The 24,338-nt window shown below is 60.9% G+C and carries 26 protein-coding genes and 1 pseudogene; 18 read left to right on the top strand and 9 right to left on the bottom strand.

From position 1 onward, the window contains the following. Nucleotides 1–14: 14 nt before the first annotated feature. Nucleotides 15–1,985, top strand: a complete 1,971-nt coding sequence (locus ACM62Q_RS01730) for a cation:proton antiporter (RefSeq protein ID WP_415033253.1) — start codon at nucleotides 15–17, stop codon at nucleotides 1,983–1,985. Here ACM62Q_RS01730 and ACM62Q_RS01725 read toward each other — a convergent pair. From ACM62Q_RS01725 to ACM62Q_RS01695, 7 genes are read right to left on the bottom strand one after another with little or no spacing between them, the layout of a single operon-like run. Beyond that, nucleotides 1,968–2,552, bottom strand: a complete 585-nt coding sequence (locus ACM62Q_RS01725; protein WP_415033252.1) for a prepilin-type N-terminal cleavage/methylation domain-containing protein — start codon at nucleotides 2,550–2,552, stop codon at nucleotides 1,968–1,970. The genes ACM62Q_RS01730 and ACM62Q_RS01725 overlap by 18 nt on opposite strands. A gap of 34 nt (nucleotides 2,553–2,586) precedes the next feature. Continuing rightward, entirely contained in the window at nucleotides 2,587–3,288 is a 702-nt protein-coding gene (locus ACM62Q_RS01720; protein ID WP_415033251.1) for a type II secretion system protein, read from the bottom strand. Continuing rightward, entirely contained in the window at nucleotides 3,269–4,894 is a 1,626-nt protein-coding gene (locus ACM62Q_RS01715) for a hypothetical protein (protein WP_415033250.1), read from the bottom strand. The genes ACM62Q_RS01720 and ACM62Q_RS01715 overlap by 20 nt, the downstream gene beginning before the upstream one ends. Continuing rightward, nucleotides 4,891–5,988: a hypothetical protein gene (locus ACM62Q_RS01710; protein WP_415033249.1), complete on the bottom strand. Its 1,098-nt coding sequence runs from the start codon at nucleotides 5,986–5,988 to the stop codon at nucleotides 4,891–4,893. The genes ACM62Q_RS01715 and ACM62Q_RS01710 overlap by 4 nt, the downstream gene beginning before the upstream one ends. Beyond that, a complete protein-coding gene (locus ACM62Q_RS01705) occupies nucleotides 5,988–7,214 on the bottom strand; it encodes a type II secretion system F family protein (protein WP_415033248.1) in 1,227 nt (408 codons plus the stop codon). Before ACM62Q_RS01705 ends, ACM62Q_RS01710 begins: the two co-directional genes overlap by 1 nt. Then, on the bottom strand, nucleotides 7,204–8,862 hold the full coding sequence (locus ACM62Q_RS01700) for a GspE/PulE family protein (RefSeq protein ID WP_415033247.1): 1,659 nt from the start codon (nucleotides 8,860–8,862) through the stop codon (nucleotides 7,204–7,206). Before ACM62Q_RS01700 ends, ACM62Q_RS01705 begins: the two co-directional genes overlap by 11 nt. After that, complete coding sequence (locus ACM62Q_RS01695; protein ID WP_415033246.1) at nucleotides 8,859–10,463, bottom strand: type II and III secretion system protein; 1,605 nt, start codon at nucleotides 10,461–10,463, stop codon at nucleotides 8,859–8,861. The genes ACM62Q_RS01700 and ACM62Q_RS01695 overlap by 4 nt, the downstream gene beginning before the upstream one ends. A gap of 229 nt (nucleotides 10,464–10,692) precedes the next feature. Between ACM62Q_RS01695 and ACM62Q_RS01690 the strand changes: the two genes are divergently transcribed. The 13 genes and pseudogenes from ACM62Q_RS01690 to hisD all read left to right on the top strand — a co-directional run bounded on the left by ACM62Q_RS01690 (nucleotide 10,693) and on the right by hisD (nucleotide 19,874). After that, a complete protein-coding gene (locus ACM62Q_RS01690; RefSeq protein ID WP_415033245.1) occupies nucleotides 10,693–11,484 on the top strand; it encodes an ABC transporter ATP-binding protein in 792 nt (263 codons plus the stop codon). Then, entirely contained in the window at nucleotides 11,477–12,271 is a 795-nt protein-coding gene (gene mlaE / locus ACM62Q_RS01685; protein WP_415033244.1) for a lipid asymmetry maintenance ABC transporter permease subunit MlaE, read from the top strand. Before ACM62Q_RS01690 ends, mlaE begins: the two co-directional genes overlap by 8 nt. Beyond that, on the top strand, nucleotides 12,268–12,738 hold the full coding sequence (gene mlaD / locus ACM62Q_RS01680; protein WP_415033243.1) for an outer membrane lipid asymmetry maintenance protein MlaD: 471 nt from the start codon (nucleotides 12,268–12,270) through the stop codon (nucleotides 12,736–12,738). Before mlaE ends, mlaD begins: the two co-directional genes overlap by 4 nt. After that, complete coding sequence (locus ACM62Q_RS01675; RefSeq protein WP_415033242.1) at nucleotides 12,735–13,454, top strand: VacJ family lipoprotein; 720 nt, start codon at nucleotides 12,735–12,737, stop codon at nucleotides 13,452–13,454. The genes mlaD and ACM62Q_RS01675 overlap by 4 nt, the downstream gene beginning before the upstream one ends. A gap of 15 nt (nucleotides 13,455–13,469) precedes the next feature. Next, nucleotides 13,470–14,096 (top strand): MlaC/ttg2D family ABC transporter substrate-binding protein, encoded by a 627-nt coding sequence (locus tag ACM62Q_RS01670; protein ID WP_415033241.1) that lies wholly within the window; start codon nucleotides 13,470–13,472, stop codon nucleotides 14,094–14,096. Further along, on the top strand, nucleotides 14,096–14,374 hold the full coding sequence (locus ACM62Q_RS01665) for an STAS domain-containing protein (protein ID WP_415033240.1): 279 nt from the start codon (nucleotides 14,096–14,098) through the stop codon (nucleotides 14,372–14,374). Before ACM62Q_RS01670 ends, ACM62Q_RS01665 begins: the two co-directional genes overlap by 1 nt. 13 nt (nucleotides 14,375–14,387) lie before the next feature. Next, nucleotides 14,388–15,077, top strand: a pseudogene (locus ACM62Q_RS01660) (ABC transporter ATP-binding protein); the annotation flags it as partial. 29 nt (nucleotides 15,078–15,106) lie between these two features. Then, nucleotides 15,107–15,859 carry an ABC transporter permease gene (locus tag ACM62Q_RS01655; protein ID WP_415033239.1) on the top strand — a complete coding sequence of 251 codons (753 nt, stop codon included), beginning with the start codon at nucleotides 15,107–15,109 and terminating at the stop codon, nucleotides 15,857–15,859. A gap of 54 nt (nucleotides 15,860–15,913) precedes the next feature. Next, nucleotides 15,914–16,156 carry a BolA family protein gene (locus ACM62Q_RS01650; protein WP_415033238.1) on the top strand — a complete coding sequence of 81 codons (243 nt, stop codon included), beginning with the start codon at nucleotides 15,914–15,916 and terminating at the stop codon, nucleotides 16,154–16,156. After that, a complete protein-coding gene (murA, locus tag ACM62Q_RS01645) occupies nucleotides 16,149–17,399 on the top strand; it encodes a UDP-N-acetylglucosamine 1-carboxyvinyltransferase (RefSeq protein ID WP_415033237.1) in 1,251 nt (416 codons plus the stop codon). The genes ACM62Q_RS01650 and murA overlap by 8 nt, the downstream gene beginning before the upstream one ends. A 214-nt stretch (nucleotides 17,400–17,613) precedes the next feature. Continuing rightward, nucleotides 17,614–17,817, top strand: coding sequence for a cold-shock protein (locus tag ACM62Q_RS01640; protein WP_205201796.1), 204 nt, complete (start codon nucleotides 17,614–17,616; stop codon nucleotides 17,815–17,817). A 104-nt stretch (nucleotides 17,818–17,921) separates the two neighbouring features. Next, nucleotides 17,922–18,569, top strand: a complete 648-nt coding sequence (gene hisG / locus ACM62Q_RS01635) for an ATP phosphoribosyltransferase (RefSeq protein ID WP_415033236.1) — start codon at nucleotides 17,922–17,924, stop codon at nucleotides 18,567–18,569. Then, the gene (gene hisD / locus ACM62Q_RS01630; protein WP_415033235.1) at nucleotides 18,570–19,874 is read left to right on the top strand and encodes a histidinol dehydrogenase; all 1,305 of its coding nucleotides are present in this window, start codon (nucleotides 18,570–18,572) and stop codon (nucleotides 19,872–19,874) included. It begins immediately after the preceding gene. A 10-nt stretch (nucleotides 19,875–19,884) separates the two neighbouring features. Here the strand turns inward: hisD and ACM62Q_RS01625 are convergent, their stop codons facing one another. Further along, nucleotides 19,885–20,403, bottom strand: a complete 519-nt coding sequence (locus tag ACM62Q_RS01625; protein ID WP_415033234.1) for a hypothetical protein — start codon at nucleotides 20,401–20,403, stop codon at nucleotides 19,885–19,887. Further along, the gene (gene hisC, locus ACM62Q_RS01620) at nucleotides 20,396–21,481 is read right to left on the bottom strand and encodes a histidinol-phosphate transaminase (protein WP_415033233.1); all 1,086 of its coding nucleotides are present in this window, start codon (nucleotides 21,479–21,481) and stop codon (nucleotides 20,396–20,398) included. The genes ACM62Q_RS01625 and hisC overlap by 8 nt, the downstream gene beginning before the upstream one ends. Before the next feature lie 79 nt (nucleotides 21,482–21,560). Between hisC and hisB the strand changes: the two genes are divergently transcribed. From hisB to hisF, 4 genes are all read left to right on the top strand, one after another. Continuing rightward, nucleotides 21,561–22,148: an imidazoleglycerol-phosphate dehydratase HisB gene (gene hisB / locus ACM62Q_RS01615; protein WP_415033232.1), complete on the top strand. Its 588-nt coding sequence runs from the start codon at nucleotides 21,561–21,563 to the stop codon at nucleotides 22,146–22,148. Next, nucleotides 22,149–22,796 carry an imidazole glycerol phosphate synthase subunit HisH gene (gene hisH / locus ACM62Q_RS01610; RefSeq protein ID WP_415033231.1) on the top strand — a complete coding sequence of 216 codons (648 nt, stop codon included), beginning with the start codon at nucleotides 22,149–22,151 and terminating at the stop codon, nucleotides 22,794–22,796. It abuts the gene before it with no gap. Between the two features lie 39 nt (nucleotides 22,797–22,835). Beyond that, nucleotides 22,836–23,576, top strand: a complete 741-nt coding sequence (gene hisA / locus ACM62Q_RS01605) for a 1-(5-phosphoribosyl)-5-[(5-phosphoribosylamino)methylideneamino]imidazole-4-carboxamide isomerase (protein ID WP_415033230.1) — start codon at nucleotides 22,836–22,838, stop codon at nucleotides 23,574–23,576. A gap of 15 nt (nucleotides 23,577–23,591) precedes the next feature. Continuing rightward, on the top strand, nucleotides 23,592–24,338 hold a 747-nt coding region (hisF, locus tag ACM62Q_RS01600; protein ID WP_415033229.1), incomplete at its 3' end, for an imidazole glycerol phosphate synthase subunit HisF.

Raw genomic sequence — 24,338 nt, 5'->3', positions numbered from 1 at the left:
TCAAGAAGCCCGCTTTGAGCGCACTGTCCCTCGTTTTACTCCTTTTGGGTGCCTCGGTTTTTGCCGTGGTGCTGTTTCGCCGCTTCAATCTGCCGCCGGTGCTGGGTTATCTCGCGGTGGGCAGCATCATCGGCCCACACGCCTTGAATCTGATGACGGATATCAAGCGTTTGTCGGCGCTGGCTGAATTTGGCGTGGTTTTTTTGATGTTCTCCATCGGCCTGGAGTTTTCGCTCTCGAAGCTGCATACGATGAAGCGCATCGTCTTCGGCTTGGGCTTGCTGCAGGTTGTCGTGACCATGCTGGCGGGCATGGGGCTGACGTTGTTGTTCGGCTTTGGCTGGCAGTTGGGCATCGCCCTGGGCGCGGTGTTTGCCATGTCGTCCACCGCCGTGCTGACCAAACTGCTGGCCGAGCGCATGGAGTTGGACGCCGTGCATGGCCGCCAGGTGATCGGCGTTTTGCTCTTTCAGGATTTGGCCGTCGTGCCGCTGTTGGTGCTGTTGCCGGCCTTGACGCAACCGCCGGAAAAGCTTGCGATGCTGATGGGCGTGGCGATACTCAAAGCCATTGCCGTACTCGCTCTGATTCTGGTTTTTGGCCAGAAATTGATGCGCAAGTGGTTCCATCTGGTGGCGCGCGCCAAATCGGCGGAAGTGTTCGTGCTCAATGTGCTTTTGATTACGCTCGCCATGGCCACCGTCACGGAGCTGGCTGGCTTGTCGCTGGCGCTCGGTGCTTTTGTCGCCGGCATGCTGATTGCCGAAACCGAATTCCGGCTGCAGGTGGAAGAAGACATCAAGCCTTTTCGCGATGTGTTGATGGGACTTTTCTTCGTCACCATCGGCGTCAAGCTCGATCTGCATATTCTCATCGACCTGTGGTGGCAGGTTTTGCTGGTGCTACTGCTGCTCTTCGCTGTCAAGGCGCTGGTCGTCGGCGTGCTCGCCTGGCGCTCTGGCACTTCACCCGGCAATTCGGTGCGCTCGGCGCTGTGGCTGTGTGCGGGCGGTGAATTCGGTTTCGTCTTGCTCGGTGAAATCGTGCGTCTGCCCAAGGGTGTGGAACAGGTGGCGCTGACCGCGCTCGTGCTCTCCATGTTGCTCGCGCCGTTCATCGTGCAGTATTCAGAGCGTTTGGTGCTGCGTTTCGTGGCCAGCGAATGGCTGACCCGTTCCATGCAACTGACCCAGATTGCCGCGCAATCGATGAACTCCGAGAAGCACGCCATCCTTTGCGGTTTTGGCCGCAACGGCCAGTACATGGCGCGTTTTCTGGCGGAGGAAGGGGTGCAGAGCATTGCGCTTGACCTCGATCCGGACCGCGTGCGCGAGGCCGCCGCCGGCGGGGAAAGCGTGGTCTTTGGCGATGCCGGACGCAAGGAAGCCTTGCTGGCGGCTGGTTTGCAGCGGGCAAGCGTGGTCATCGTGACGGTGAGTGACACCGCTTTATCGGAAAAAGTGCTGCACCATGTTCAGCTTTTGCGCCCGGAACTGCCGGTCGTGGTGCGTACTGCCGACGAAAAAGACATGGCCCGCCTGACCCGCGCCGGGGCCGCCGAAGTGGTGCCGGAAACCCTGGAAGCCAGCCTGATGATCGCCTCGCACGCCCTGGCGCTGGTTGGCGTGCCGATCAATCGGGTGCTGAAACGGGTGCGCCAGGTGCGTACCCAGCGCTACCGTCTGCTGCGCGGTTTTTATCGCGGCATGAGTGACCGCGACGACGAAAGCGGCGAACAGCCCCGTCTGCATTCGGTCTGGCTCAACGCCGGGGCCTGGGGCATCGGGCATCACCTGCACGAATTGCAGCTCGAAAGCCTGGGTTGTGAAGTCACTGCAATTCGCCGGCGCGGCATCCGGGCGGTAGAACCGGCACCGGATACCTTGCTCGAAGAAGGCGATATCGCCGTCCTCTTAGGCGAGCCCGCCACCGTGGCCGCCGCTGAAGAGCGCTTGCTGCGCGGCCTGTCAGAGGATTTTGCATAGGGTGTATACGGTGCTTTCTTCTGTGTCGTAGGTTGGCAGGGGAGTGCTGAAGACAACTGTTTCTCCTGTCTTGAAGATGCGTAAGCGCCCCTTGTCGAGTTTGCCGTCATCTTGATGGGTGTCGATGATTTCCGTGAATTTTCGCGGTAAACCCTGCGCACAAAGGAGCAGGCTGCCACTCTCCCCTTGTATGCTGAAGATGCCCCCCGCGCCATGTTGTGGCGCGCTCGTGCTCTCCGGGTCGCCGTGCAGCAAGCCGGCGTAACGCAAGTGGTTCCAGAAAGCGAGGCTTTCATCATCGCTGCTGCCGCTGGTGATTTTTCCGTCACCGTTGCCGCCTTTGGCTTTCCAGCGCGTCGCGCCTGGGTCATCCCCCGGTAAGGCCTTGTAACGGTCCTGATAGGCGTAGACCGCTGCGGCGATACCGTCCATGTCCTTTTCGATATTGCGAATCTTGGCCTCGTTGATCATCTCCTGCCCCTTGAGCACCCCGCCCAGGAGCAAGCCGATGATGACCAGAACGATGGAAATTTCGATCAGGGTAAAACCACGTTGTCTAGAAAACATTTTGCTCTCCTCGTGAAAAATACGGTTGCTCGCCTCAAGGCAGACGCCCGGCGTGAATCAGGCGTAGTTTCAAAACGGTCGGACTGAGCCAGCGCACCAGGTCGTCGTACTCCGGAGTGGGCAGATGGTCGACAAAACTGCGGCTGGCTTTGCCGTTGTCGATTTCATCCGGACTTCCCCCGCCTCGGCGCGGCGCATCCGGACGCCAGGCCTGTTGCCCGTTGCGCCCGTGGCTGACGAGCAGTGCCGGCAGCTGGCTGGCCAGGCGCGCGCCGCCCGATGCACTAAAAACCTCGGCCCCGCCTTCGCTGTCCAAGCGAAAACCTGCTCCCGCGCCCACGGGTGGCGCAGTGGTGAAATTTTTATCCGCGAAATAGCTGATGTAGTTCCCCCAGGGGTCAAGCGCCGCCAAGCCCAGGGTTTGCCAGGGCAGTACACCGTATTCTCGCGGGCAAGCCGCCGCGCCAGCCTGCGCGTCGCTCGTCGGCAAGGCGGGGTCGGCCGGGCAGGGTAAATGGCCATAGACCACGGCGTGGGCGTAGAGGGCTTCGATCGCCTGTTCGAGTTGTTGCGCCGCGCGTAAGTCTTCTTGCTGCTGGCGCTGCCCGCCGGCCAATGGCAGCAGGCTGCCCGCCAGCAGCGCAAATACGATGAGCACGATGCTCAATTCGATCAGGGAAAAGCCATGCGCACGCTGACTTGCCATGCGGCGGGAATCAATAGGCGATCTGGTCATTGCCTTCTGCCGCTTCGCGCCAATACAGCAGGCTCTCGTCTGTCTCACTTGCTGTGCCATGTTGTCCCTCCAGATAGTCAGCCCATGTTTGTCCCGGTCTTTGTTGTCCGGGAAGCGCCGCGCCGCCGGCAATGACGAGCCGCGCCACCGGGCCAAGGCCGGCCACCTGCGGCCCTTTGGCTTGGCCGTCTGGGTTGCTCGTCGGCTCCCCGCCGGCAGGTGGGGCGAAGTGATAGAACACGCTCTCCGTCCAGTGGTTTTTCGCCCACCAATCATTTTCATGGCTTAGAAAATCGCAGGCCGCTGCGCCCCACAGGGTCGGCCAGCGCGCGGCGGCGCTACTTTCGCCCGCCGGGCTAAGTGTTTGCAGTGCATGGGCCAGGGGTGAAAGCGGCAGATCGGCTTTGGCGCAGTCGGAGGGCAGGAGGCTTTCTGCTTGCGTCAGCCGTGCTTGCAATGCCGCCAGCGGTATCTGCCAGGCTGCGCAGTGTGCCTGCAGCGCGGCGCGTGCTTCGCTGGTCGGCGTGGCGGATGAAAGCGCGTTTTCCTGTTGCGCCAAGGCCTGACGCCACGCCGCACTGGCCAGCCCGCCCGCGTCAACTTCGGCGCGCAGCGCTTGATAGGTCGTCGCCAGATTTTTGCCGTGGGCTTGCGCACTGGTCAAACATGTCTCGCTGTGCTGCAGGGCACGCGTTTGCATGCGCTGTGTCGCCTGTAAAAGATTTTTGGCGCGGTGGCACGCGGCCACGCGTGCCTCCGGCAAGACCGCCTGCTGGAGAATGGCGGCACTGGCCGTGGCCAACTGCGTCAGACTGGCGATTTCCTGCGTCGCCGGCACGCGCCCTCGATTGCGCCCGCTTTCACCGTGTTGTCCGGCGGAGTTTAGCGGTGCCGCCCAGGGGAGTTCGCCGGCACTGTACTGGGCATGCGCATGCAGACAACGCAGTACGCTGCCGATGACGCGCCGTTCTACGGCACGCATGATTTCGCTGCGGCGTATCGGGTACAGACGGTCGTTACTGTGCGCCGCTAAAACGAACTGGCGCACGCTGCCTGGCGGGCTGAGCGTGAGCTCTATCTCGTCGGCCAGGGTTTTTCCCGGGCGTTGCTGTCCGGGTAGTGCCGGGCCGGGGGCGATGAGCAGGGCGGCGATGGGGTCGGTAGTATCAAGATCATTTGCCCCGGGTATTCCCGGTGTTGCCTCGCTCAAAGCAGTGGGATGGTCGCTGTTGAGTGGGTAATTGGCGTCGCTGTCTTGCATGCCGGGTGCGATCAAATACCGCCAAGGGGTGAATGAACGGTCCAGCGGCGCGCTGATTTTCAGGGTGCTCCAGGGGAGGCCGGCCAGGAGTTGTGGGCAACTCTGCCCGGCGAGCAAAGGCGCAACACCGTCCACGCTGGGGCAGGGCAGGCTTCCGGGGCGATTGTTGTCATTCACCGCACGCGCAATCAGCGCTTCGCGCAGCTGGGCAAATTGCCGGCGCTCTTGTGCCAAATAGGCCAATTCGCCGCCTGGTAGACGGATGCTGGCGAGTGCCAAGGTCAGGCTCAGCGCCCCCAGCAACAAGAGTGCGAGCAGAGTTTGTCCGCTTTCCGAGGCTCTCATGGCGTTGGCTCGCGATGAATGCGTAAACTCCCCGCCGGCAACAGGGGCTGCTGCGGGCTGTCGCCCACGGCCAAGGCGGCATTGGGCGCTGTTTCTGCTGCGCCTTCTCGCCATTCTTGAATGGTGCCGCGCGCCCCGCTGACTCGCCCTTCAAGGCGCGGCGCAGGCGGACTTTCTTTTTCTGGCAATTCCGCGATCGGCGTAACGGGTTCTGGAGCGGGCGCTTCTGCTTGCTGTGGCGCAGAAGGGAGCGGTGGCGGGAGGGGCTGCGCAACGGGTCGCCAACTCTGCGCCCAGACCGTTGCCGTGAGCGCAGCGCACATTCCCAAAGCACCCAACAGAGCAACGCGTGTGCGCCGGCGCGCCCGCGTCAGCTGTTCCGGGCGGGCGAATTGTTGCTTTGGCCAGCGCCGCCGCTGGGTCAGTAGCGGCCGCAAGCTCTGCGCAGTGGCGGGTAAAGGGGTGAGGCCTTCCGGCAAAAGCAGCGTCTGACGCCAGGCGGTGCTGCCCAAAAGCAGCAGGGGCAAATCCTTGTGACGCGTACGCGCCATAAACTGGCGGATCTCGTGCCGGTAATCCTCTGTGGCGGTGATCAACTGGCTGGCACGCACGCTACCCTCGGCGATCAAGCTGCAGCGTACATACGGCCCATGCTCACTGAGCAAAAGATGCGCCCCTTTGTGCCAATCGGTCGGTAGCAACTGCACCAGGCTGTATATGCCGAGCAAGGCTGCGCCGCTTTCGTTAAAGGCGGCTAAAACCTGACGCAAGACCGGTGTTTCGCTCAAAGCCAACCAGCTGACATCGCTCTTTACGCCCTGTCGGGCTTGCGGGGCGACGCTACGCCAAGGCGTCTCGGGAAAAAGACGCTGCAAACGGCTGGCCATGAACAATGCCGCGCTGCCGCGCAGTGCCGTGGGCAGCGTTTCCGGGACGATCTGCTCGCGGCTTTGGTTAATCACCAAACGGTAGTTGCGGCCTATCTCTGCGCGCAGATAGGCGGCCAGTTCAGCCAGCGGCAGCGCTTGCGCCGCCAGCCCCTGCCAGACGAAGAGCTGCTCTTCTTCGAGATAAAGGCAGCGCCAGGGCCACATCACAGTGCCTTGCCGATCAATGCATACAAAGGCTGTAGGGTCGCCAGTACCACCCAGCCGAGAAAAATGCCGACCAGCAGGGTCAATGCCGGTTCGATCAAGAGGTGCACGCGCGCCATGGCCGCGCAGGCCGTGGCGTCATAGTGTTCGGCGAGGTGGCGCAGGCTGTGTTCGAGCTGCCCGGTTTTTTCGCCGGCGCGCAAAAGCTGCAGAAAGAAGGCCGGAAACAGCGCCGAATTTCCCCCCGCAGACAGCCCGCGCTCTGCTTGGGTAAAAGCCAGGCTCAGGCCTTGGCCCTCCTGCACGGCGTCCTGAATCGCCGTGAGATTTTCTGCCAAGACCCGGTTGCGGCAACTCGCCGCGCAGCAGCCCAAGGCTTGCGCCAGCGGAATGCCTGCGGCGTACAACAGGCCCAAAAGGTCTGCCAGTTGCGCCAAGTGCAGGGCTTGGGTGATGCGTCCGAACAAAGGCCAGCGCCACTGAGCGCGCGCTAGCAGATAGGGTAGTTGCGGCAGGTAACGCGGCGCAGTGAAAAACAACACCAGGATGGCAAGTGGCAACAAAAGAAAAAATTTGCCGTAGTCACGTACCCAGCCTGCCACGGCAAATAGCGCGCGGCTATGCCAGGGCAGGGTTTGTGCGCTGGCGTGCAAAAAAACCTCGATTTGCGGCACCAGAAACAGCAGAAGAAAAAGGCAGGCCGCCCCGGCCACCCCGCCGGCCAGGCAGGGGTAGAGCAGGGCGCGCCGCGTCTCTTGACGCCAGCGCGCGCTGCGCTGCAGAGCTTCGCTCAAGCGCTGCATCAATTCCGGCAAGCTGCCGCTGTGCTCGCCAGCGGCGATGGTTTCTGCGACATAGGCTTGCTCAGGGCGCAAGAGCGGTCGTAAGGCCTGCGACACCGCCTGTCCGTTCTCTACCGCCTGCGCCAAATTTTGCCCCAACTGGCGCAGTGCGGGCGTTTCGGCATGTTCGGCCAAATCCTGCAAGGCTTCACTCAGGTGCAAACCGGCGCGTAAATAATGCGCCAGATGCTGCGTCAAGCCGTGTACATCCTCCGCCGTCAAACCTGTGCTAGGGCTCCGGCCACCGAACCAGCAACGGCGCAGACGCAGCGGGTCGAGCCCGCGCGCGGCAAGCATGGCGCACAATACCGCCCGTCCGGCGGCTTCTTGCCGCCCGCGCACGAGCTGGCCCTGGGGGTCGAGTGCGAGATACTCAAAGTGCATTATCCGCAGCCTTTTCTGGTGGCAGCATTTGTGTTTGTGTTTGCGTCAGGTCGAGCATGCGCGCCATTTCTTCGAGGCTGGTGCTGCCGCGTGCAATTTCAGCTTGCGCGGCTTCTGCCAAGCTAACGAAGCCTTGCGCGCGTGCTGCGCTGAAAATTTGCGCCGGACTCGCATCGGCCGCCAGCAAGGCATCGAGCGCTGGCGTGACGGGCAAAATCTCCAGCAAGGCGCGCCGCCCCCGGTAACCGCTGTGCCGGCATAAAGAGCAGGCCTTGGGCGTGGCGTTTGGCTGCGTTTGACAGGCGCAGTGCGTGCGAAACAGGCGCTGGGCGATGATGCCGACCAGGTTGCCGTGCAGTTGGCGTAAATCGACACCAAGTTCATGCAGGCGGGAAAACACCGAAAAAGCGCTACCGGCGTGCAAGGTGGCGCAGACCAGATGTCCGGTGAGGGCGGCACGCAAGGCCATGCGGGCAGTTTCGGCGTCGCGGATTTCGCCGATCAAAATCACGTCCGGGTCTTGCCGCAATACGGCGCGCACGCCGTCGGCAAAATTCGCCTTGGCGTTGTCGGTCAAGGACACCTGACGCAGCAGGGGGAGCTGGTATTCCACCGGGTCTTCCAGCGTCATCACGTGAATGCCTTCGTGATTGATCGCCTGGATCATGGCGTACAAGGTGGAGGTTTTGCCGCTGCCGGTCGGCCCGCTCACCAGCAAAAGGCCGCTGGGACGAGCGAGCATCTGGCGCAACATGGCCAGTTGTTCGGCGGGGAGTTGCATGGCTTCCAAAGACAAGACGCCGCGCTGGCGCTCGAGAATGCGCAGCACGATGTTTTCGCCATGCAAGGTCGGCTGGCAAGCGGCGCGAAAATCGATCTGCCGCCCCAAAATGTTCTGACTAAAATGCCCATCCTGGGCCAGCCGGTTTTCAGCGATATTCATGCCGGCCAGAATTTTCAAGCGTCCCGCCAACGCGGGCCATAAAGACAAATGCACGAGACGCACCGTGTGCAAGATGCCATCGATGCGGTAACGGATGCGCACACAGGCGCGCTCCGGCGCGAAATGCACGTCAGAAGCCCCCTGGCGTACGGCATCTTGCAAAAACGCCGCGACCAGCCGCACGGGCGCGGCTTCTGCCGGCGGATAGGCCGCCTGTGCCGCCGGGTTGGCGCAGTCATCGAGCAAGGCGTCGATTTCGCCAGGGGGCGGATAGTGCCGGCTGATCGCCTGGGCGATTTCGTCGGTGCCCGCCAAAAACACCGTGCAGCGCATTCCCGGTGGGCAGGCCGCTTCACCCGCGCTGCGCGCTTGCGGATCCTCCGGGAAAGCCATGGCCAGTGAAAAAGTCTGTGTCACCGGATCGACGGCCAGCGGCAAAAGATGGTGGCGGCGCGCCAAGGGTTCGGCGATCAAGGCCATGGCTTGCGCGCTCGGAATCTGTGTTGCCGCCGCAAAGCGCGCATAGGCCAGTTGCTCGGCCAGTACGTCTTGCACACAGCTTTCATCGGCAAAACCCAGTTCGGCCAGCAGGCAGCCGAGCGGGCGGGTTTCTGCCTGTTGTTCCTGCAAGGCAATGCGTAGCTGGTCGGAGGAAATCATCCCCTGGTGCAACAAGCGCTCACCCAGTAGCCAGCGTGCGTTCATGGCCAGGCCTCGTGCGGCGATGCCTGGCCCGGCAGGCGAAAAGGCTGCCCGTGTGCAGGCGCATCGAGAAAGGCCGGGTCGGGCAAGTGACGGGAGTAAGCCGCATAGTCACCCGCCAACCCAGGTTCGCGCACCACCACCGGGCGCAGAAAAATCACCAGTTCCGTTTTTTGCGTGCGGTTGTTGCGATTGTTGAATACTTCGCCGGCCAGCGGCAGTTGCCCCAGGCCGGGTAGACGCGCCGTCTGGTAGTCGATGCGATCTTCCATCAAGCCGCCCAGGACGGCGATTTGCCCATTGGCGACGCGCATGACCGATTCGATTTCCCGCGTCCGTATCATCGGCACGAGGTTTTCGATGCCGTTTTTGCGCAACTCCGGATTCGGGTCCGGCACTTCGCGGCTGATGCTGGTGATGCTTGGGCGGATATTGAGAATCACCGAATCGTCCGCGGCGATTTGCGGCGTCACCCCCATCACCAAGCCGACCGCCACCGTCTGCGGCGTCGTGGTGTAAGTGACTGTGGTGCCGACATTGGCCGTGCTCGTGGTGTCGGCTTTGACGTTGAAATAAACGTAGTTCTCCACCACTTTCAACAAGGCCGCTTGGTTGTTGAGCACCGACAAACGCGGGCTGGACAAAACCTTGCTGGTGCCAAAGCGCTGTAACAAATTGATCAGGGCGCGCGGATTGTCGCCCCGCGTGTAGCGCAGATTGACCGCGTTTTTCAAAGGGTTGCCGGCGTATTCAAAAACCCCGCCGCGCACCAGCGAAGTCCAGTCTATGCCCTGTTCGTAGCCTTCGTTCAGGCTGACTTCGACGATGCTCGCTTCGATCAAAACCTGCCGCCGCACGGCACCGCTCATTTGGGCGATCAGGCGTGCAATTTGGCGCTGCTGCGCTTGCGTGGCAAATACCGAAACCAGCCCCGCCTCAGGGTGTACGGCAAGCCGTTGCGGTGCGCCTGGCACCGCCTTCTTGCCAGCATTTTCTTCTTGCAAAACGTGGGCGATGCTTTTTTCCAGCTTTTCCCAAAAACGATGCTGTGTGGTGTTTTCGATACGCGTCGAGGAGAGGTTGTCGTTGGTTTTTTCGCCGTTCTGCAAAGTGCCGATCTGCATGTTGTTGGCCACCGTGGTGCTGACGCTGCGCCCCAAATTGACGTAATCGACCGGGTAATGCTGCAGATAGGGCGCATCCGGCACGACCAAAAGGCTGTGGGCGAGAAATTCATAACGCAGCGGTACCTGGCGCGCGATGCGTTCGAGCAATTCCAGCAGTGGGCGGCGCTGGGCATTGAGCGTTACATTGCCCGTGACCTGCGGCGCAATATCGATTTCCAGGCGGGCATCGCGAGCCAGTACGAAAAGCAAGTCGCGCACCGGCACATCGCGCACGCTGACGCTGTAGGTTTCTGCCGGCCAGCTAAAAGGCGCTGCCGGCGCGCGGGGTGTTTCCTCCGTCGACGGCATCGGGTCTGCCTCCGGCTGGGCCTGGGCGGGCGCCTGCAAATGCGCCGCCAGATCCGGGCGCGGCGCGGGTTGGCTGCAAGCGGCCAGAATCAGCAACAGGAAAGCGAAGGAAAACATCGATTGGCGCATATCGTTTATGCAAATGACAATATGCGTACCGTAGCAGGAAATTATTTGTTTGTCATTATTTTGTGTCGTGTTTTACGCCTTTACGCCAAAATATCTGCAACAGCCGACGTTTTGCCTCGGCGCCTATGCCGCAGGCAAAATACACGGCGGCGCACGCCGGGGCTTTTCTGAGTTCTGATAGAATCCGCCCTTCAAATTCGGGGGGCATGTTTTGCTAGACGACAGCCTGGTGAATATCCAGGATCTTCACTTCAGTTACGGCGAGCGGCCCTTGTTGCAAGGGATCAATATGCGCATCCCGCGCGGCAAGGTGGTGGCCATCATGGGCGGCTCCGGCTGCGGTAAAACCACGCTGCTGCGTTGTATCGGCGGTCAGTTGCGGCCGACCGGCGGCAGCGTGCGCCTGGGCGAACACGTCGTCAGCCAAATGTCGGAAGCCCAGCTCTATCGTCTGCGCCGGCAAATGGGCATGTTGTTTCAATTTGGCGCGCTCTTCACCGATTTGTCAGTCTTCGAGAACGTCGCTTTTCCCCTGCGGGAACACACCGATCTGCCGGAAAGCATGATCCGCGACCTCGTCTTGATGAAGCTTGAAGCGGTGGGGCTGCGCGGCGCGCATCATCTGATGCCGACGGCGCTCTCCGGCGGCATGGCGCGGCGGGTGGCCCTGGCGCGGGCGGTCGCGCTTGATCCGGCTTTGATCATGTACGACGAGCCGTTCACCGGCCTCGATCCCATTGCGCTCGGCGTTATCGGCCGCCTGATTCGTACGCTGAATGATGCCCTGGGCGCGACCTCCATCATGGTCACGCACGACGTGCAAGAGTCGCTCCTGATGGTCGATTACATTTATTTCCTCAACGGTGGGCGAGTCGTCGCCGAAGGCACGCCGGATGAAATTCGCGCTTCGCGCGATCCTTTCGTGCACCAGTTCGTTTATGCCGAGGCCGACGGCCCGGTGGCGTTTGACTATCCCGCACCCTCGGCGGCGGAGGATTTCCTTGGGGCGGCGCATGTTTAAACCGCTCGACTGGATCCGCAAACTGGGCCACGGCGCAGTAGAAAAAATCTGGCAACTGGGTTTCGCCGCGCGTTTCTTTTTTGCCATTTTGCGCCATTCCGGCACCGCTTTTCGTCGCCTGCCGCTGACCTTGCGCGAGATTTACTTCAGCGGCGTGCTCTCCTTGCTGATCATCCTCGTTTCCGGGCTTTTCGTCGGCCTGGTGCTCGGTCTGCAGGGCTTTGAAACCTTGCAGCGCTTTGGTTCGACGGAAGCGCTCGGCATTCTGGTCGCCCTCTCGCTGGTGCGTGAATTGGGCCCGGTGGTGGCAGGTTTGTTGTTCGCTTCGCGCGCCGGTTCGTCGATCACCGCTGAAATCGGTTTGATGAAAACCACCGAGCAGTTAAAAGCCATGGACATGATGGCGGTCAATCCCATCGCCCGCGTCGTCGCGCCGCGTTTTTGGGGCGGCGTCATCGCCATGCCGCTTCTTGCAGCAATGTTTTCGGCGATGGGCGTTTTTGGCGGCTGGTTGATCGGCGTGGTTCTCATCGGCGTGGACGACGGCGCTTTCTGGTCACAAATGCAGTCCAGCGTCGATTTTCGTTACGACATTGTCAATGGCATCATCAAGAGCGTGGTCTTTGGCTTTGCCGTATCCTTGATTGCCGTTTTTGAAGGCTATGACGCGCAACCCACCGCCGAAGGCGTGTCGCGGGCGATTACGCGCACCGTGGTGACCTCTGCCATGACCATACTGGCGCTGGATTTCGTTCTCACTTCGTTCATGTTCCGGGGGACTTCGTGAACCGTACTGTTCTTGACCTGTGGGTCGGTTTTTTTGTTGCACTGGGCATGGCCGCAGTGTTGTTTTTGGCGCTCAAAGTGGGAAATCTATCAGCGGCGCATTTGTCCGAGACTTACACCCTGGAAGCGCGCTTTGATAACATCGGCGGCCTGAAGGTGCGTGGCCCGGTGCGTAGCGCAGGTGTTCTGGTAGGGCGGATTACCCATATCCGTTTTGATCCGGAAAGTTATGACGCAGTGGTCACGATGCAGATCGACGGACGCTACCACTTCCCGCGCGACACCTTCGCTTCGATTTTTACGGCAGGCTTGTTGGGTGAGCAATACATCGGTTTTGATGCGGGCGGCGATGAAAAAATGCTGCAAGCCGGCGAAACCATCCGCAAAACCCAATCGGCCGTCGTGCTGGAAAAACTGATCAGTCAATTTCTCTTCAACAAGGCAGCCGAGGGGCAAGACGCTAAATGAAGACCAACCACCCCACCCCGGGTTTGCTGTCCCGCCTGCTCGTTTTGGCTAGCGCCCTGGCCCTGTCGAGCGGCCTGTGTGGCGCAGCGGAAAACCCGCACGACCCCTACGAAAATTTCAATCGCACGATGTATTCGGTGAATAAGACGCTGGATACCTACGTCACCCGCCCCGTTGCCCAGGCCTACGATGCCGCCGTGCCGCTGCCGGCCAAGGCAGGTGTCGGCAATTTCTTTGGCAACGTCGGAGAGGTCTGGATTAGCGCCAACAGCCTCATGCAAGGTAAAGCGGGTGATGCTGGCGACAGCGTGGCGCGTTTTCTCGTTAACTCCACCGTCGGTATTTTTGGTTTGTTCGACGTCGCCAGCGAGCTGGGCATCGAGCGGCACAACGAAGACCTGGGGCAAACCTTTGCCGTGTGGGGCGTGAAAGAAAGCAACTATCTGTTTTTGCCGGTCATCGGCCCGCGTACGCTGCGTGACGCCGGCGGCTGGGCGATTGAGTTTTTTACCGATCCGCTGATGGGTATCAAGAACTATCACACCCGCTACGGCGCGGTGACGCTGCGCTTTGTCGACGTGCGCGCCGGCTTGCTGCCGGCCGATAAAATTGTCGAAGAAGCCGCCATCGACGAATACGCCTATGTCCGCGACGCTTACCTGCAGCGCCGCCAGAACCTGATTTACGACGGCCGCCCGCCGCGTCTGGAAGATTGATCGAGAACGCCAACCATGATGAAACGCTTGCTCACTTTTTGCGCCGCCGCGCTCTTTGCCGCCCAGGTGTTTTCCGCGGAGGCCCCCGACGCCCTCGTCACCCGGGTGTCTACCGAGGTGCTGGAGATCGTCAAGAAAGACGAGTCCATTCGTAACGGCGACATTCAGAAAATTACCGCCCTGGTCGATGCCAAGGTGTTGCCGCACTTCGATTTTCAGCGCATGACGGCGCTCGCCGTCGGGCGCGACTGGCGTAGCGCCAACGCTGAGCAGAAAAAACGTCTCACCGAAGAGTTCAAAGCCCTGCTCGTGCGCACCTACGCTAACGCGGTGAGCAGTTACAGCAACCAGAAACTCGTCGTTAAACCCTTGAAGATGAAGGCTGGCGAGAGCGAAGTTTTGGTGCGCAGCGAAATTCAGCAACCAGGCGCGCAGCCGGTGCAGCTCGATTACTGGCTGGAATTGCAGGGCGAAAGCTGGAAAGTCTTCGATGTCGTGGTCGCCGGTATCAGCCTGGTGACCAATTATCGTGAGCAATTCGCCAAAGAAGTGCGCGAACACGGGATCGACGGCTTGATCGGCGTTTTGGTCAGCAAAAACAAATCCCTGGAAAGTGGCGCGGCAAAAACGGCGCGCAAATAATGGCGCACTCCGGTGAAACATTTCGCATTCAAGGCGCGATGCGTCTGGAGCAAGCCAAGCAACTTTTGGCTGACGGCGAACAGGGGATCAAAAACGGCGTGCGCCACTTCGATCTGGCGGCAGTAGAAGCGATCGATTCTTCCGCGCTGGCCGTGCTGCTGGGCTGGCGACGGCAGGCCGAAGAGCAAAAACTGCCCATTCGTTTTACCGGTGCCCCCGCCAATATCCGCGCCCTGGCCGAGCTCTACGGTTTGTCCGAGCTGCTGTTCGCTGCTTGAACGCGGCACCTCTATGTCGCAAGCCGCTGTTTCTTTCGTTGACGTGCGCAAGGCTTTTGGACGCCTGCAAGCCCTGGCCGGCATTTCGCTCGACATTGCGCCGGGAGAATTCTTCGGCCTGCTCGGCCCCAACGGTGCCGGTAAAACCACGCTTATTTCCTGTCTGGCCGGCCTGACCCGGCCTGACCACGGCAAGATCAGCGTACTCGGTTGCGATGTGGTTCGGGATTTTCGTGCTGCCCGCCGTCTGCTGGGCATCGTGCCGCAAGAACTGGTGTTCGATCCGTTTTTCAATGTGCGCGAAACCCTGCGCATCCAATCCGGTTATTTTGGTTTGCGCCACAACGATGACTGGATCGATGAAATCCTGCACCACCTCGATCTCACCAGCAAGGCCGAGGTCAACATGCGCCGTCTCTCTGGCGGCATGAAACGCCGGGTACTGGTGGCGCAGGCGCTGGTGCACAAACCACCGGTGATCGTGCTCGACGAACCTACCGCCGGGGTCGATGTGGAATTACGCCAAGGTTTGTGGCAGTTCGTCCGCCGCCTGAACGACGAGGGCCACACCATCATCCTCACCACGCACTATCTGGAAGAGGCCGAAGCCCTGTGTCACCGCATCGCGCTGATGAAACAGGGCCGGTTGGTGGCGCTGGAACGCACGGCGGATCTGCTGGCGGCGCATCCCGGTGCTTCACTGGAGGATATTTTCATGCGGACGCTGCGCGCATGATCGGTTTCTGGACGCTCTTCTACAAGGAAGTGCTGCGTTTCTGGAAGGTCGCCTTCCAGACCGTGGCCGCGCCGGTGTTGACGGCCATGCTCTACCTGATGATTTTCAGCCACGTGCTGGCCGGCCGGGTGCAGGTGCATGGCGTGGATTACGGCAGTTTCCTGATTCCCGGCCTGGTGATGATGCAGATTCTGCAAAATGCCTTTGCCAATTCATCTTCCAGCCTGATCCAGGCCAAGATCACCGGCTCCATCGTTTTCGTGCTGCTGCCGCCGATTTCCCCCGCCGCCTTCTATGCGGCCTACGTACTCGCCGCCGTTTTGCGCGGACTGATGGTGGCCGTCGGTGTCATTCTGGTGGCTGCCTTCTTCGTCGAACTGCGCGCCGCAGCGCCGTTGTGGATCGTGGTTTTCGCCCTTCTCAGTGGCTTTCTGTTCGGCACCCTGGGCTTGCTGGCCGGCATCTGGGTGGAGAAATTCGATCAACTGGCTGCTTTTCAGAACTTCCTCATCATGCCGCTGACCATGCTCTCCGGCGTGTTTTACTCGATTCACAGCCTGCCCACAGTCTGGCAGACCCTCTCCCGGTACAATCCTGTTTTTTACATGATCGATGGCTTTCGCTACGGCTTCTATGGCGTTTCCGACGTTGCCCCTGAATTCAGCTTGACGGTGGTTCTGCTCAGCCTCGTCCTCGTCGCCGGCTTGTGCATTCATCTTCTACAGCGCGGCTGGAAGCTGCGCAATTAAACCCTTGCGGTGCCTTTGCGCCGCCCATTGCCCCTTTTTCCCCCAAAAAATCTTATGGATATCGAACGCATCAAACAGCGCCTGTTGGCTAATCTGCCGTGTGAATACTTGCAATTAGACGGTGATGGCCGCCACTTTCAAGCCCTCATTGTGAGCGCCGAATTTGCCGGCAAAAATCGCGTACAACGCCAGCAGCACGTGCATGCGGCGCTGGGCGAGTTGCTCGAAACTGGCGAATTGCACGCCCTGTCCTTCAAAACCCTGACCCCGGAAGAGTGGAGCGCCCAACGTGGATAAATTACTGATCGAAGGCGGCGCAGTGCTGCGCGGTGAAATTGCCATTTCCGGGGCCAAGAATGCCGCCCTGCCCATCCTGTGTGCCGCCCTGCTCACCGCCGAACCGCTGGAATTGAGCAATGTGCCGGACTTGAACGACATCGCCACCATGCTGCGCCTGCTCGAAGACATGGGCGTCAAAGTTGAGCGCGACGGCCATCGGCTCACCCTGGATGCCCGCCAGATCAGCAATCCGGTTGCTTCCTACGAACGGGTCAAGACCATGCGCGCCTCCATTCTCGTGCTCGGCCCCCTGGTCGCCCGTTGTGGCGAGGCGCGCGTATCGTTGCCCGGCGGCTGCGCCATTGGCGCGCGCCCGGTCGATCAGCACATCAAGGGTTTGCAGGCGATGGGCGCGGAAGTCAGTGTCGAACAAGGCTATGTGCATGCGCAAACCCGCCGTCTCAAAGGGGCGCGCATCTGTACCGACATGGTCACCGTCACCGGCACCGAGAATCTGATGCTCGCCGCCACTCTCGCCGAGGGTGAAACCATCATCGAAAACGCCGCCCGCGAGCCGGAAGTGGTCGATCTGGCCAATTGCCTCATCGCCATGGGGGCGCGCATTTCTGGTGCCGGCACCGACACCATCCGCATCCAGGGCGTCGAGCGCCTGCACGGGGCGCAGCACCGGGTGATGCCGGATCGCATCGAAACCGGTACCTACCTCTGCGCCGCAGCCGTCACCGGCGGCGACGTGCGCCTCACCCACACCTCTGCCGCCTATCTGGACAGCGTCGTCGATAAGCTCATGGATGCCGGCTGTGAAATCACTCTGGAACGCGAAGCTATCCGCCTGCAAGCCCCGCCGCGCCTGCAAGCAGTCAGTCTGCGCACCGCGCCCTATCCGGCTTTCCCGACCGACATGCAGGCGCAATTCATGGCCATGAACTGTGTGGCCGAGGGCGTGGCCACCATCCGCGAAACCATTTTTGAAAACCGCTTCATGCACGTCAATGAGTTGATGCGCCTGGGGGCCAATATCCAGATCGAGGGCAATAACGCCATTGTGCGCGGCGTGGCGCAACTGCAAGGCGCAAGCGTCATGGCCACCGATTTGCGTGCCTCGGCTTCCCTGATCGTCGCCGGGCTGGTTGCCCAGGGCGAAACTTTGATCGACCGGATTTATCACCTGGATCGCGGTTACGAGAAGATCGAAGACAAGCTGCGCGCCCTGGGGGCCAAGGTGCGTCGGGTGCGTTAAACACTGGGGCAAGCCGCCTTTCGTAGCAAATACCCCCTTTTTTTCACCACTTTGCACAAAAATACGCAAAAACCCCTTTGCAAGCTAAAAACTCTGGCCCATACTGCGCGGCACGGGATTTCTAGGCAGTGTGTTGTTCCTGCGCCGGTTACGGTTTGTCAGCTTCTCGCTCTTGATTCTCGGATTTATCAATTTTTTTGCAAGGATGTATCAAATGGCAACCGGTACCGTTAAATGGTTCAACGACTCCAAGGGCTTTGGCTTCATTTCGCCGGATGGCGGTGGTGAAGACCTCTTCGCTCACTTCTCCGCCATTCAGGGCGGTGGCTTCAAGAGCCTGGCCGAAAACCAGAAGGTGTCCTTCGACATCGTCGATGGCCCCAAAGGCAAACAAGCGGCAAACATCAACAAGATCTAAATCGCGTCTTGTTTTGAACAAAGCCCGGTTCGCCGGGCTTTTTGCTGCCCGGTCGGCAGCCAAGGCTTGCGGTAGAATGCGGTTTTTGCATTCAGGCCATGCCCGTGAGTACCATCACCATTGCCCTTTCCAAGGGCCGCATTTTTGACGAAACCCTGCCGCTGCTCGCCGCCGCCGGTATCGTCCCGGTCGAAAATCCGGACACCTCGCGCAAACTCATTATCGACACCAATCAGCCGCATGTGCGGGTGGTCATCGTGCGCGCCTCCGACGTGCCGACCTACGTTCAATACGGGGCGGCCGATATCGGCGTCGCGGGTAAAGATGTGCTGATCGAACACGGCAGCGATGGGCTCTATGCGCCGCTCGATTTGAAAATTGCCAAGTGCCGCATGATGGTCGCCGTGCCGGAAGGTTTCGATTACGCCCATGCCGTGCGCCAGGGGGCGCGCCTGAAAGTGGCGTCGAAATACATCAAAACGGCGCGCGAACATTTTGCCGCCAAAGGTGTGCACGTCGATCTGATCAAGCTCTACGGTTCGATGGAGCTCGCCCCGCTGGCCGGGCTGGCCGATGCCATTGTCGACCTCGTATCCACCGGCGGCACGCTGAAAGCGAACAAACTCGTCGCTTGCGAGCACATTCTCGACATTTCTTCGCGTCTGGTCGTCAATCAAGCCGCGCTCAAGGTCAAGCGCGAAAGCCTGCAACCCATCATCGATGCCTTTGCTCAGGCCGTGGAGGATAAATAAATGCCCCTTGCCATTCGCCGCCTGGATACGCGCGCCCCGGATTTTTTGCAGCAACTCGACACCCTGCTCGCGTTTGAAGCGGCGGCTGATGAAAACATCGAGCGCCGCGTGGCCAGCATTCTCGCCGACGTGAAAGAGCGCGGCGATGCCGCCGTGCTCGAATACAGCCAGCGCTTTGACCGGGTTGGCGCGCAGGCCATGGCGGAACTGGAAATTTCCCGCGATGAACTGCACGCCGCACTCGCCCATTTGCCCGCCGAACGCCGTCAGGCGCTGGAAATTGCCGCCCAGCGCGTGCGCGCCTATCACGAGCGACAAAAGCTCGAAGGCTGGTCCTATAGCGAAGCCGACGGCACCCTGCTCGGGCAGATGATTACCCCGCTCGACCGAGTCGGACTCTACGTTCCCGGCGGCAAGGCGGCCTATCCCTCATCGGTCTTGATGAATGCGCTGCCGGCCAAGGTCGCCGGCGTCAAAGAACTGATCATGGTCGTGCCGACGCCGGACGGCGAAAAGAACGCACTGGTGCTGGCCGCTGCCGCGCTTGCCGGTGTCGACCGGGTATTTACCATCGGTGGCGCGCAAGCCATCGGCGCGCTCGCTTACGGCACGCAAACCGTGCCGCAGGTGGATAAGATCGTCGGCCCCGGTAATGCCTATGTCGCCACCGCCAAGCGGCGTGTGTTCGGTATCGTCGGCATTGATATGGTGGCCGGACCTTCGGAAATTTTGGTCCTCGCCGACGGCTCCGGCAATCCGGATTGGGTGGCGATGGATCTTTTTTCGCAAGCCGAGCACGACGAACTCGCCCAATCCATTTTGGTCTGTCCCGATGCGGCTTTCATCGACCGTGTACAGGCCAGCATCGATGCCCTGTTGCCCAGCATGCCGCGCCAGGAGGTCATCCGCGCCTCGCTCAGCCATCGTGGTGCCTTCATTCTGGCGCGCGACATGGCAGAAGCGGTGGAAATCGCCAACCGCGTCGCGCCGGAGCACTTGGAGCTGGCGCTCGATAATCCGGACCCCTGGGTGGAAAAAATTCGTCACGCCGGGGCGATTTTCATCGGCCACTACACCTCAGAATCGCTCGGCGATTACTGTGCCGGGCCGAATCACGTTTTGCCCACCTCCGGTTCGGCGCGCTTTTCTTCGCCGCTGGGTGTGTACGACTTCCAGAAGCGTACCAGTTTGATCAAGGTGTCCGCCGCCGGGGCGCAAACTTTGGGCCGCGTGGCATCCACCCTGGCGCACGGCGAAGGCTTGCCGGCACACGCCAAATCGGCGGAACTGCGTTTGCAGGATTGAGGTTTTTCCTTCAGCGCCGGCGCGCTTTAGTACGGCGTTTGAAGGAAAACTCGAGCAAAAAAGGAAAGTCCGGATCGGCGCTTTGCCGCACCAAAACCTGCGGCCCCAGCGCCTGCTGCAAGCTTTGGCGCAAAGTATCCGCGTGCACGGCCTCGCAACGCAAGTCGGCGATCACGACACCGCCGTCTTCGTATACCGGGAAGTCGCTGCAGCCTACAGGTTTCAAGGCTTGGTCGTAAATCCGGCAGCCCGGGCGGGTCGCGTCATAGGCCGGGCAGGGTTTTTGGTGTGCGTAATAGCGCCCTTCTGCGCGGCGGATTTCTTGCGGGCCGCAGCCCGCATCCAAGCGGGCATCGAAGGCGGCGCGGGCCTCTTCGATCCGCCACAAAACGCGCACCTGCCGCCATTCCAGATCGAGTACCAGTTTGTCGAGTTGGCAGCAGGGCGCGCGGCACACGGCGCAGTGCGGAATCACTGCCGTCGCCTGGTAATGCGCGGCGACGGCGGCCAGGGCGTCGGTTTTAGCCAAGAATGTCTCGTAAAGCAGTAACCAAGCTCAGACACTCTTCTTCTGTGCCGATGCTGATACGCAAAAACTGCGCGATGCGCGCCTGCTTGAAATGGCGCACGATGATGCTACGCAGGCGCAGCGCCTGTGCAAGCTCTGCCGCGTCACGCTGCGGGTGGCGCACAAAAACGAAATTCGCGGCGGAGGGCAAGACCTCGAACCCCAAGCCCTGCAAGGCGCTATCGAGGGCTTCACGGCTGGCGATGACCTGCGCGCAGCGCGCTTGGAAATAGGCTTCATCCTCGATGGCCGCCACGGCGCCGGCCTGCGCCAGACGATCCAGGGGGTAAGAATTGAAGCTGTTTTTTACCCGTTCCAGTGCTTCGATCAACTGTTCATGACCGAGTGCGTAACCGACGCGCAAACCGGCCAAAGCGCGCGATTTGGATAGTGTGTGAATGACCAGGATGTTGTCGTAGCGCTGTGTCAAGCCGACGGCGCTGATGCCGCCGAAATCGATATAGGCTTCATCGACCACGATGACGCTATCCGGACGCGCCTGGGCCATTTGCTCGATTGCCGCCAGGGGCAGCAAGCGCCCGGTCGGCGCATTGGGATTGGGGAAAATGATGCCACCCACGGCATGGGCCGGATCGCAATAGGCCGCCGGGTCCAGGCTGAAATCCTCGGTCAGCGGCACGTTGCGGTAGCTAATGCCGTACAGGCCGCAATACACCGGGTAAAAACTGTAGGTGATATCGGGAAAGAGCAGCGGCGCATCGTGTTTTAAAAGCGCCTGAAAAGTGTGCGCCAGCACTTCATCGGAGCTGTTGCCGACAAAAACCTGCTCCGGGCGTAGCGCATAACGCCGGGCGATGCTTTGTTTCAGTAGGTCGGCATTGGGATCGGGATAGAGGCGCAGGCGCGCCGCATCTGCAGCCGGTTCGCCCAATTCGGCCAGAATCGCCGCCCGCACGCGCGGCGAAGGCGGGTAGGGGTTTTCGTTGGTGTTGAGCTTGATGAGGCGGGCCAGCTTAGGCTGCTCGCCCGGGACATAGGGGGTAAGGTCGTGGACGACCGGGCTCCAGAAACGGCTCATGCGGCACTCGACAAGGCGTAAAAACAGGGGCAAATGGTATCATGCCGCCCTGTTCCAACCTCCCCGAAAGCCCGCCACCATGCGCCAAGCCGAAATTGCCCGCAATACCCTGGAAACGCAGATCACCGCCAAGGTGAACCTGGACGGCAGCGGCCAGGGCAAGCTCGCTACCGGCGTCCCCTTTCTCGACCACATGCTGGATCAGATCGTGCGCCACGGCTTGATCGACATCGACATTGCTGCGCACGGCGATTTGCACATCGACGCGCATCACACCGTGGAGGATGCCGGCATCACCATCGGCCAGGCGCTCGCCAAAGCCTGGGGCGACAAAAAAGGGCTGACCCGTTACGGCCACAGCTATGTGCCGCTCGATGAAGCGCTGACGCGTGTCGTCATCGACCTTTCCGGGCGGCCGGGGCTTTCCTTCAACGTCGAATTCACGCGTGCCACGATTGGCGGCTTCGACGTTGATCTGATCGCCGAATTTTTCCAGGGCTTGGTCAATCATGCCGGTATGACCCTGCACATCGACAATCTGCGCGGCAAGAACGCGCACCATCAGGCGGAAACCATTTTCAAGGCATTTGGTCGGGCGCTGCGCATGGCGGTGACGCCGGATGAACGCATGGCCGGCAGCCTGCCATCGACCAAGGGAGCGCTGTAAATGCCGGCCAGCAGAAGCATTGCCGTGATCGACTACGGCATGGGCAATCTGCGCTCGGTCGCCAAGGCCATCGAGCATGTTGCCGCTGGCCTGCCTGTTGTCGTTACGGCCGATCCGGCCATCGTGGCCAGAGCCGAGCGTGTTGTCTTCCCCGGCCAAGGTGCCATGCCCGACTGCATGCGCGAACTGGAAGCACGCGGATTGCGTTCCGCCGTGTTGGAGGCGGCGCGCAACAAACCTTTTTTGGGCATTTGCATCGGCGAGCAAATGCTTTTTACCCGCAGCGAAGAAGGTCAAGCCGCTGGGCTGGGGGTTTTTCCCGGCACGGTAGAGCGCTTCCCCGCCGCCCACCGCGATCGCCTCAGCGGCACCCGTCTGAAAGTACCGCATATGGGCTGGAACCGTGTCGCACAGACGCAAGCCCATCCCTTATGGGCAGGTATTGCTGACCACAGCCGCTTTTATTTCGTGCACAGTTATTGCGTGCAAGCGCCGGACAGTCCTCTGTGCGCCGGCAGCACCGATTATGGCTTGCGCTTTACCTCGGCAGTGGCAGCAGATAATATCTTTGCGGTTCAGTTCCACCCAGAAAAAAGCGCCCGCGACGGCTTGCAGCTCTTGCACAATTTCGTTGGCTGGCGTCCCTGATTTTTGCCCTTTTCTTTCTGACTGACATTTTCTCCCACCATGTTGCTCATCCCCGCAATCGATCTGAAAGACGGACACTGCGTCCGCCTCAAGCAAGGCCTGATGGAACAGGCCACCGTGTTCTCCGACAGCCCCGCCGAACAGGCCCGCCACTGGCTCGACCAGGGCGCACGTCGCCTGCATCTGGTGGATCTGAACGGGGCCTTTGCCGGCAAACCGAAAAATGCTGCCGCAATCAAGGCCATTCTGGCGGAGGTCGGTGACGAAATTCCGGTGCAGCTGGGCGGCGGCATCCGCGACCTGGATACCATCGAAGCCTGTCTCGACGGCGGCCTGTCCTACGTCATCATTGGCACGGCAGCGGTGAAGAATCCCGGCTTTCTCGCCGATGCTTGCGCCGCCTTTCCCGGCCACATCATCGTCGGCCTGGACGCCAAGGATGGCAAGGTGGCGACCGATGGCTGGTCGAAACTGACCGGCCACGACGTCATCGACCTGGGTAAAAAATTCGAGGATTACGGCGTCGAATCCATCATTTACACCGACATCGGCCGCGACGGCATGCTGACCGGCCTCAACATCGAGGCTACGGTGCGCCTGGCGCAGGCCCTGAGCATTCCGGTGATTGCTTCGGGGGGGCTGTCGAATTTCGACGATATCCGCGCGCTGTGCGCCGTGGAAGGCGAAGGCGTCATCGGCAGTATCGCCGGGCGTGCGATTTACGATGGTTCGCTCGATTTTCAAGCAGCGCAAGCGCTGGCCGATACGCTCAAAAAATAAACTCCGGAACCCTACATGCTCGCCAAACGCATCATTCCCTGTCTCGACGTTACCGCCGGACGCGTCGTCAAAGGCACCAATTTCGTCGGTCTGCGCGATGCCGGCGACCCGGTCGAAATCGCCCGCCGCTATAACGAACAGGGCGCGGATGAACTGACCTTTCTCGATATCACCGCCTCCTCCGACCAGCGCGACATCATTTTGCACATCGTCGAAGCCTGCGCCGAGCAGGTCTTTATTCCGCTCACCGTCGGTGGCGGCGTGCGCAAGGTGGAAGACGTGCGCCGTTTGTTGAATGCCGGGGCGGACAAGGTGTCGATGAACACCGCGGCCGTACTTAATCCGGAACTCATCCACGAAGCTTCGAGCAAGGTCGGCAGCCAGTGCATCGTTGTTGCGATTGACGCCAAACAGATCGCTCCCGGCCAATGGCACGTCTACACCCACGGCGGGCGCAACGATACCGGCATGGACGTGATCGCCTGGGCCAAACAGGTAGAAACCCTGGGGGCGGGCGAAATTCTGCTGACCAGCATGGACCGCGACGGCACCAAGAATGGCTTCGACCTGCCGCTCACCCGCGCCGTGGCCGATGCGGTCGGCGTGCCGGTGATCGCTTCCGGCGGCGTCGGTAATTTGCAACACCTGGCCGACGGCGTTTCCGAAGGCGGGGCGGATGCGGTATTGGCCGCCTCCATCTTCCATTTTGGCGAATACACGGTGCGCCAGGCCAAGGAATACATGGCCGCGCGCGGTATCGAA

This window comes from Azonexus sp., from assembly GCF_047638095.1.
Lineage (GTDB): Bacteria > Pseudomonadota > Gammaproteobacteria > Burkholderiales > Rhodocyclaceae > Azonexus.
Note: the sequence above shows the minus strand (reverse complement) of the source record. Positions and strands in the feature narration are given on the sequence as shown.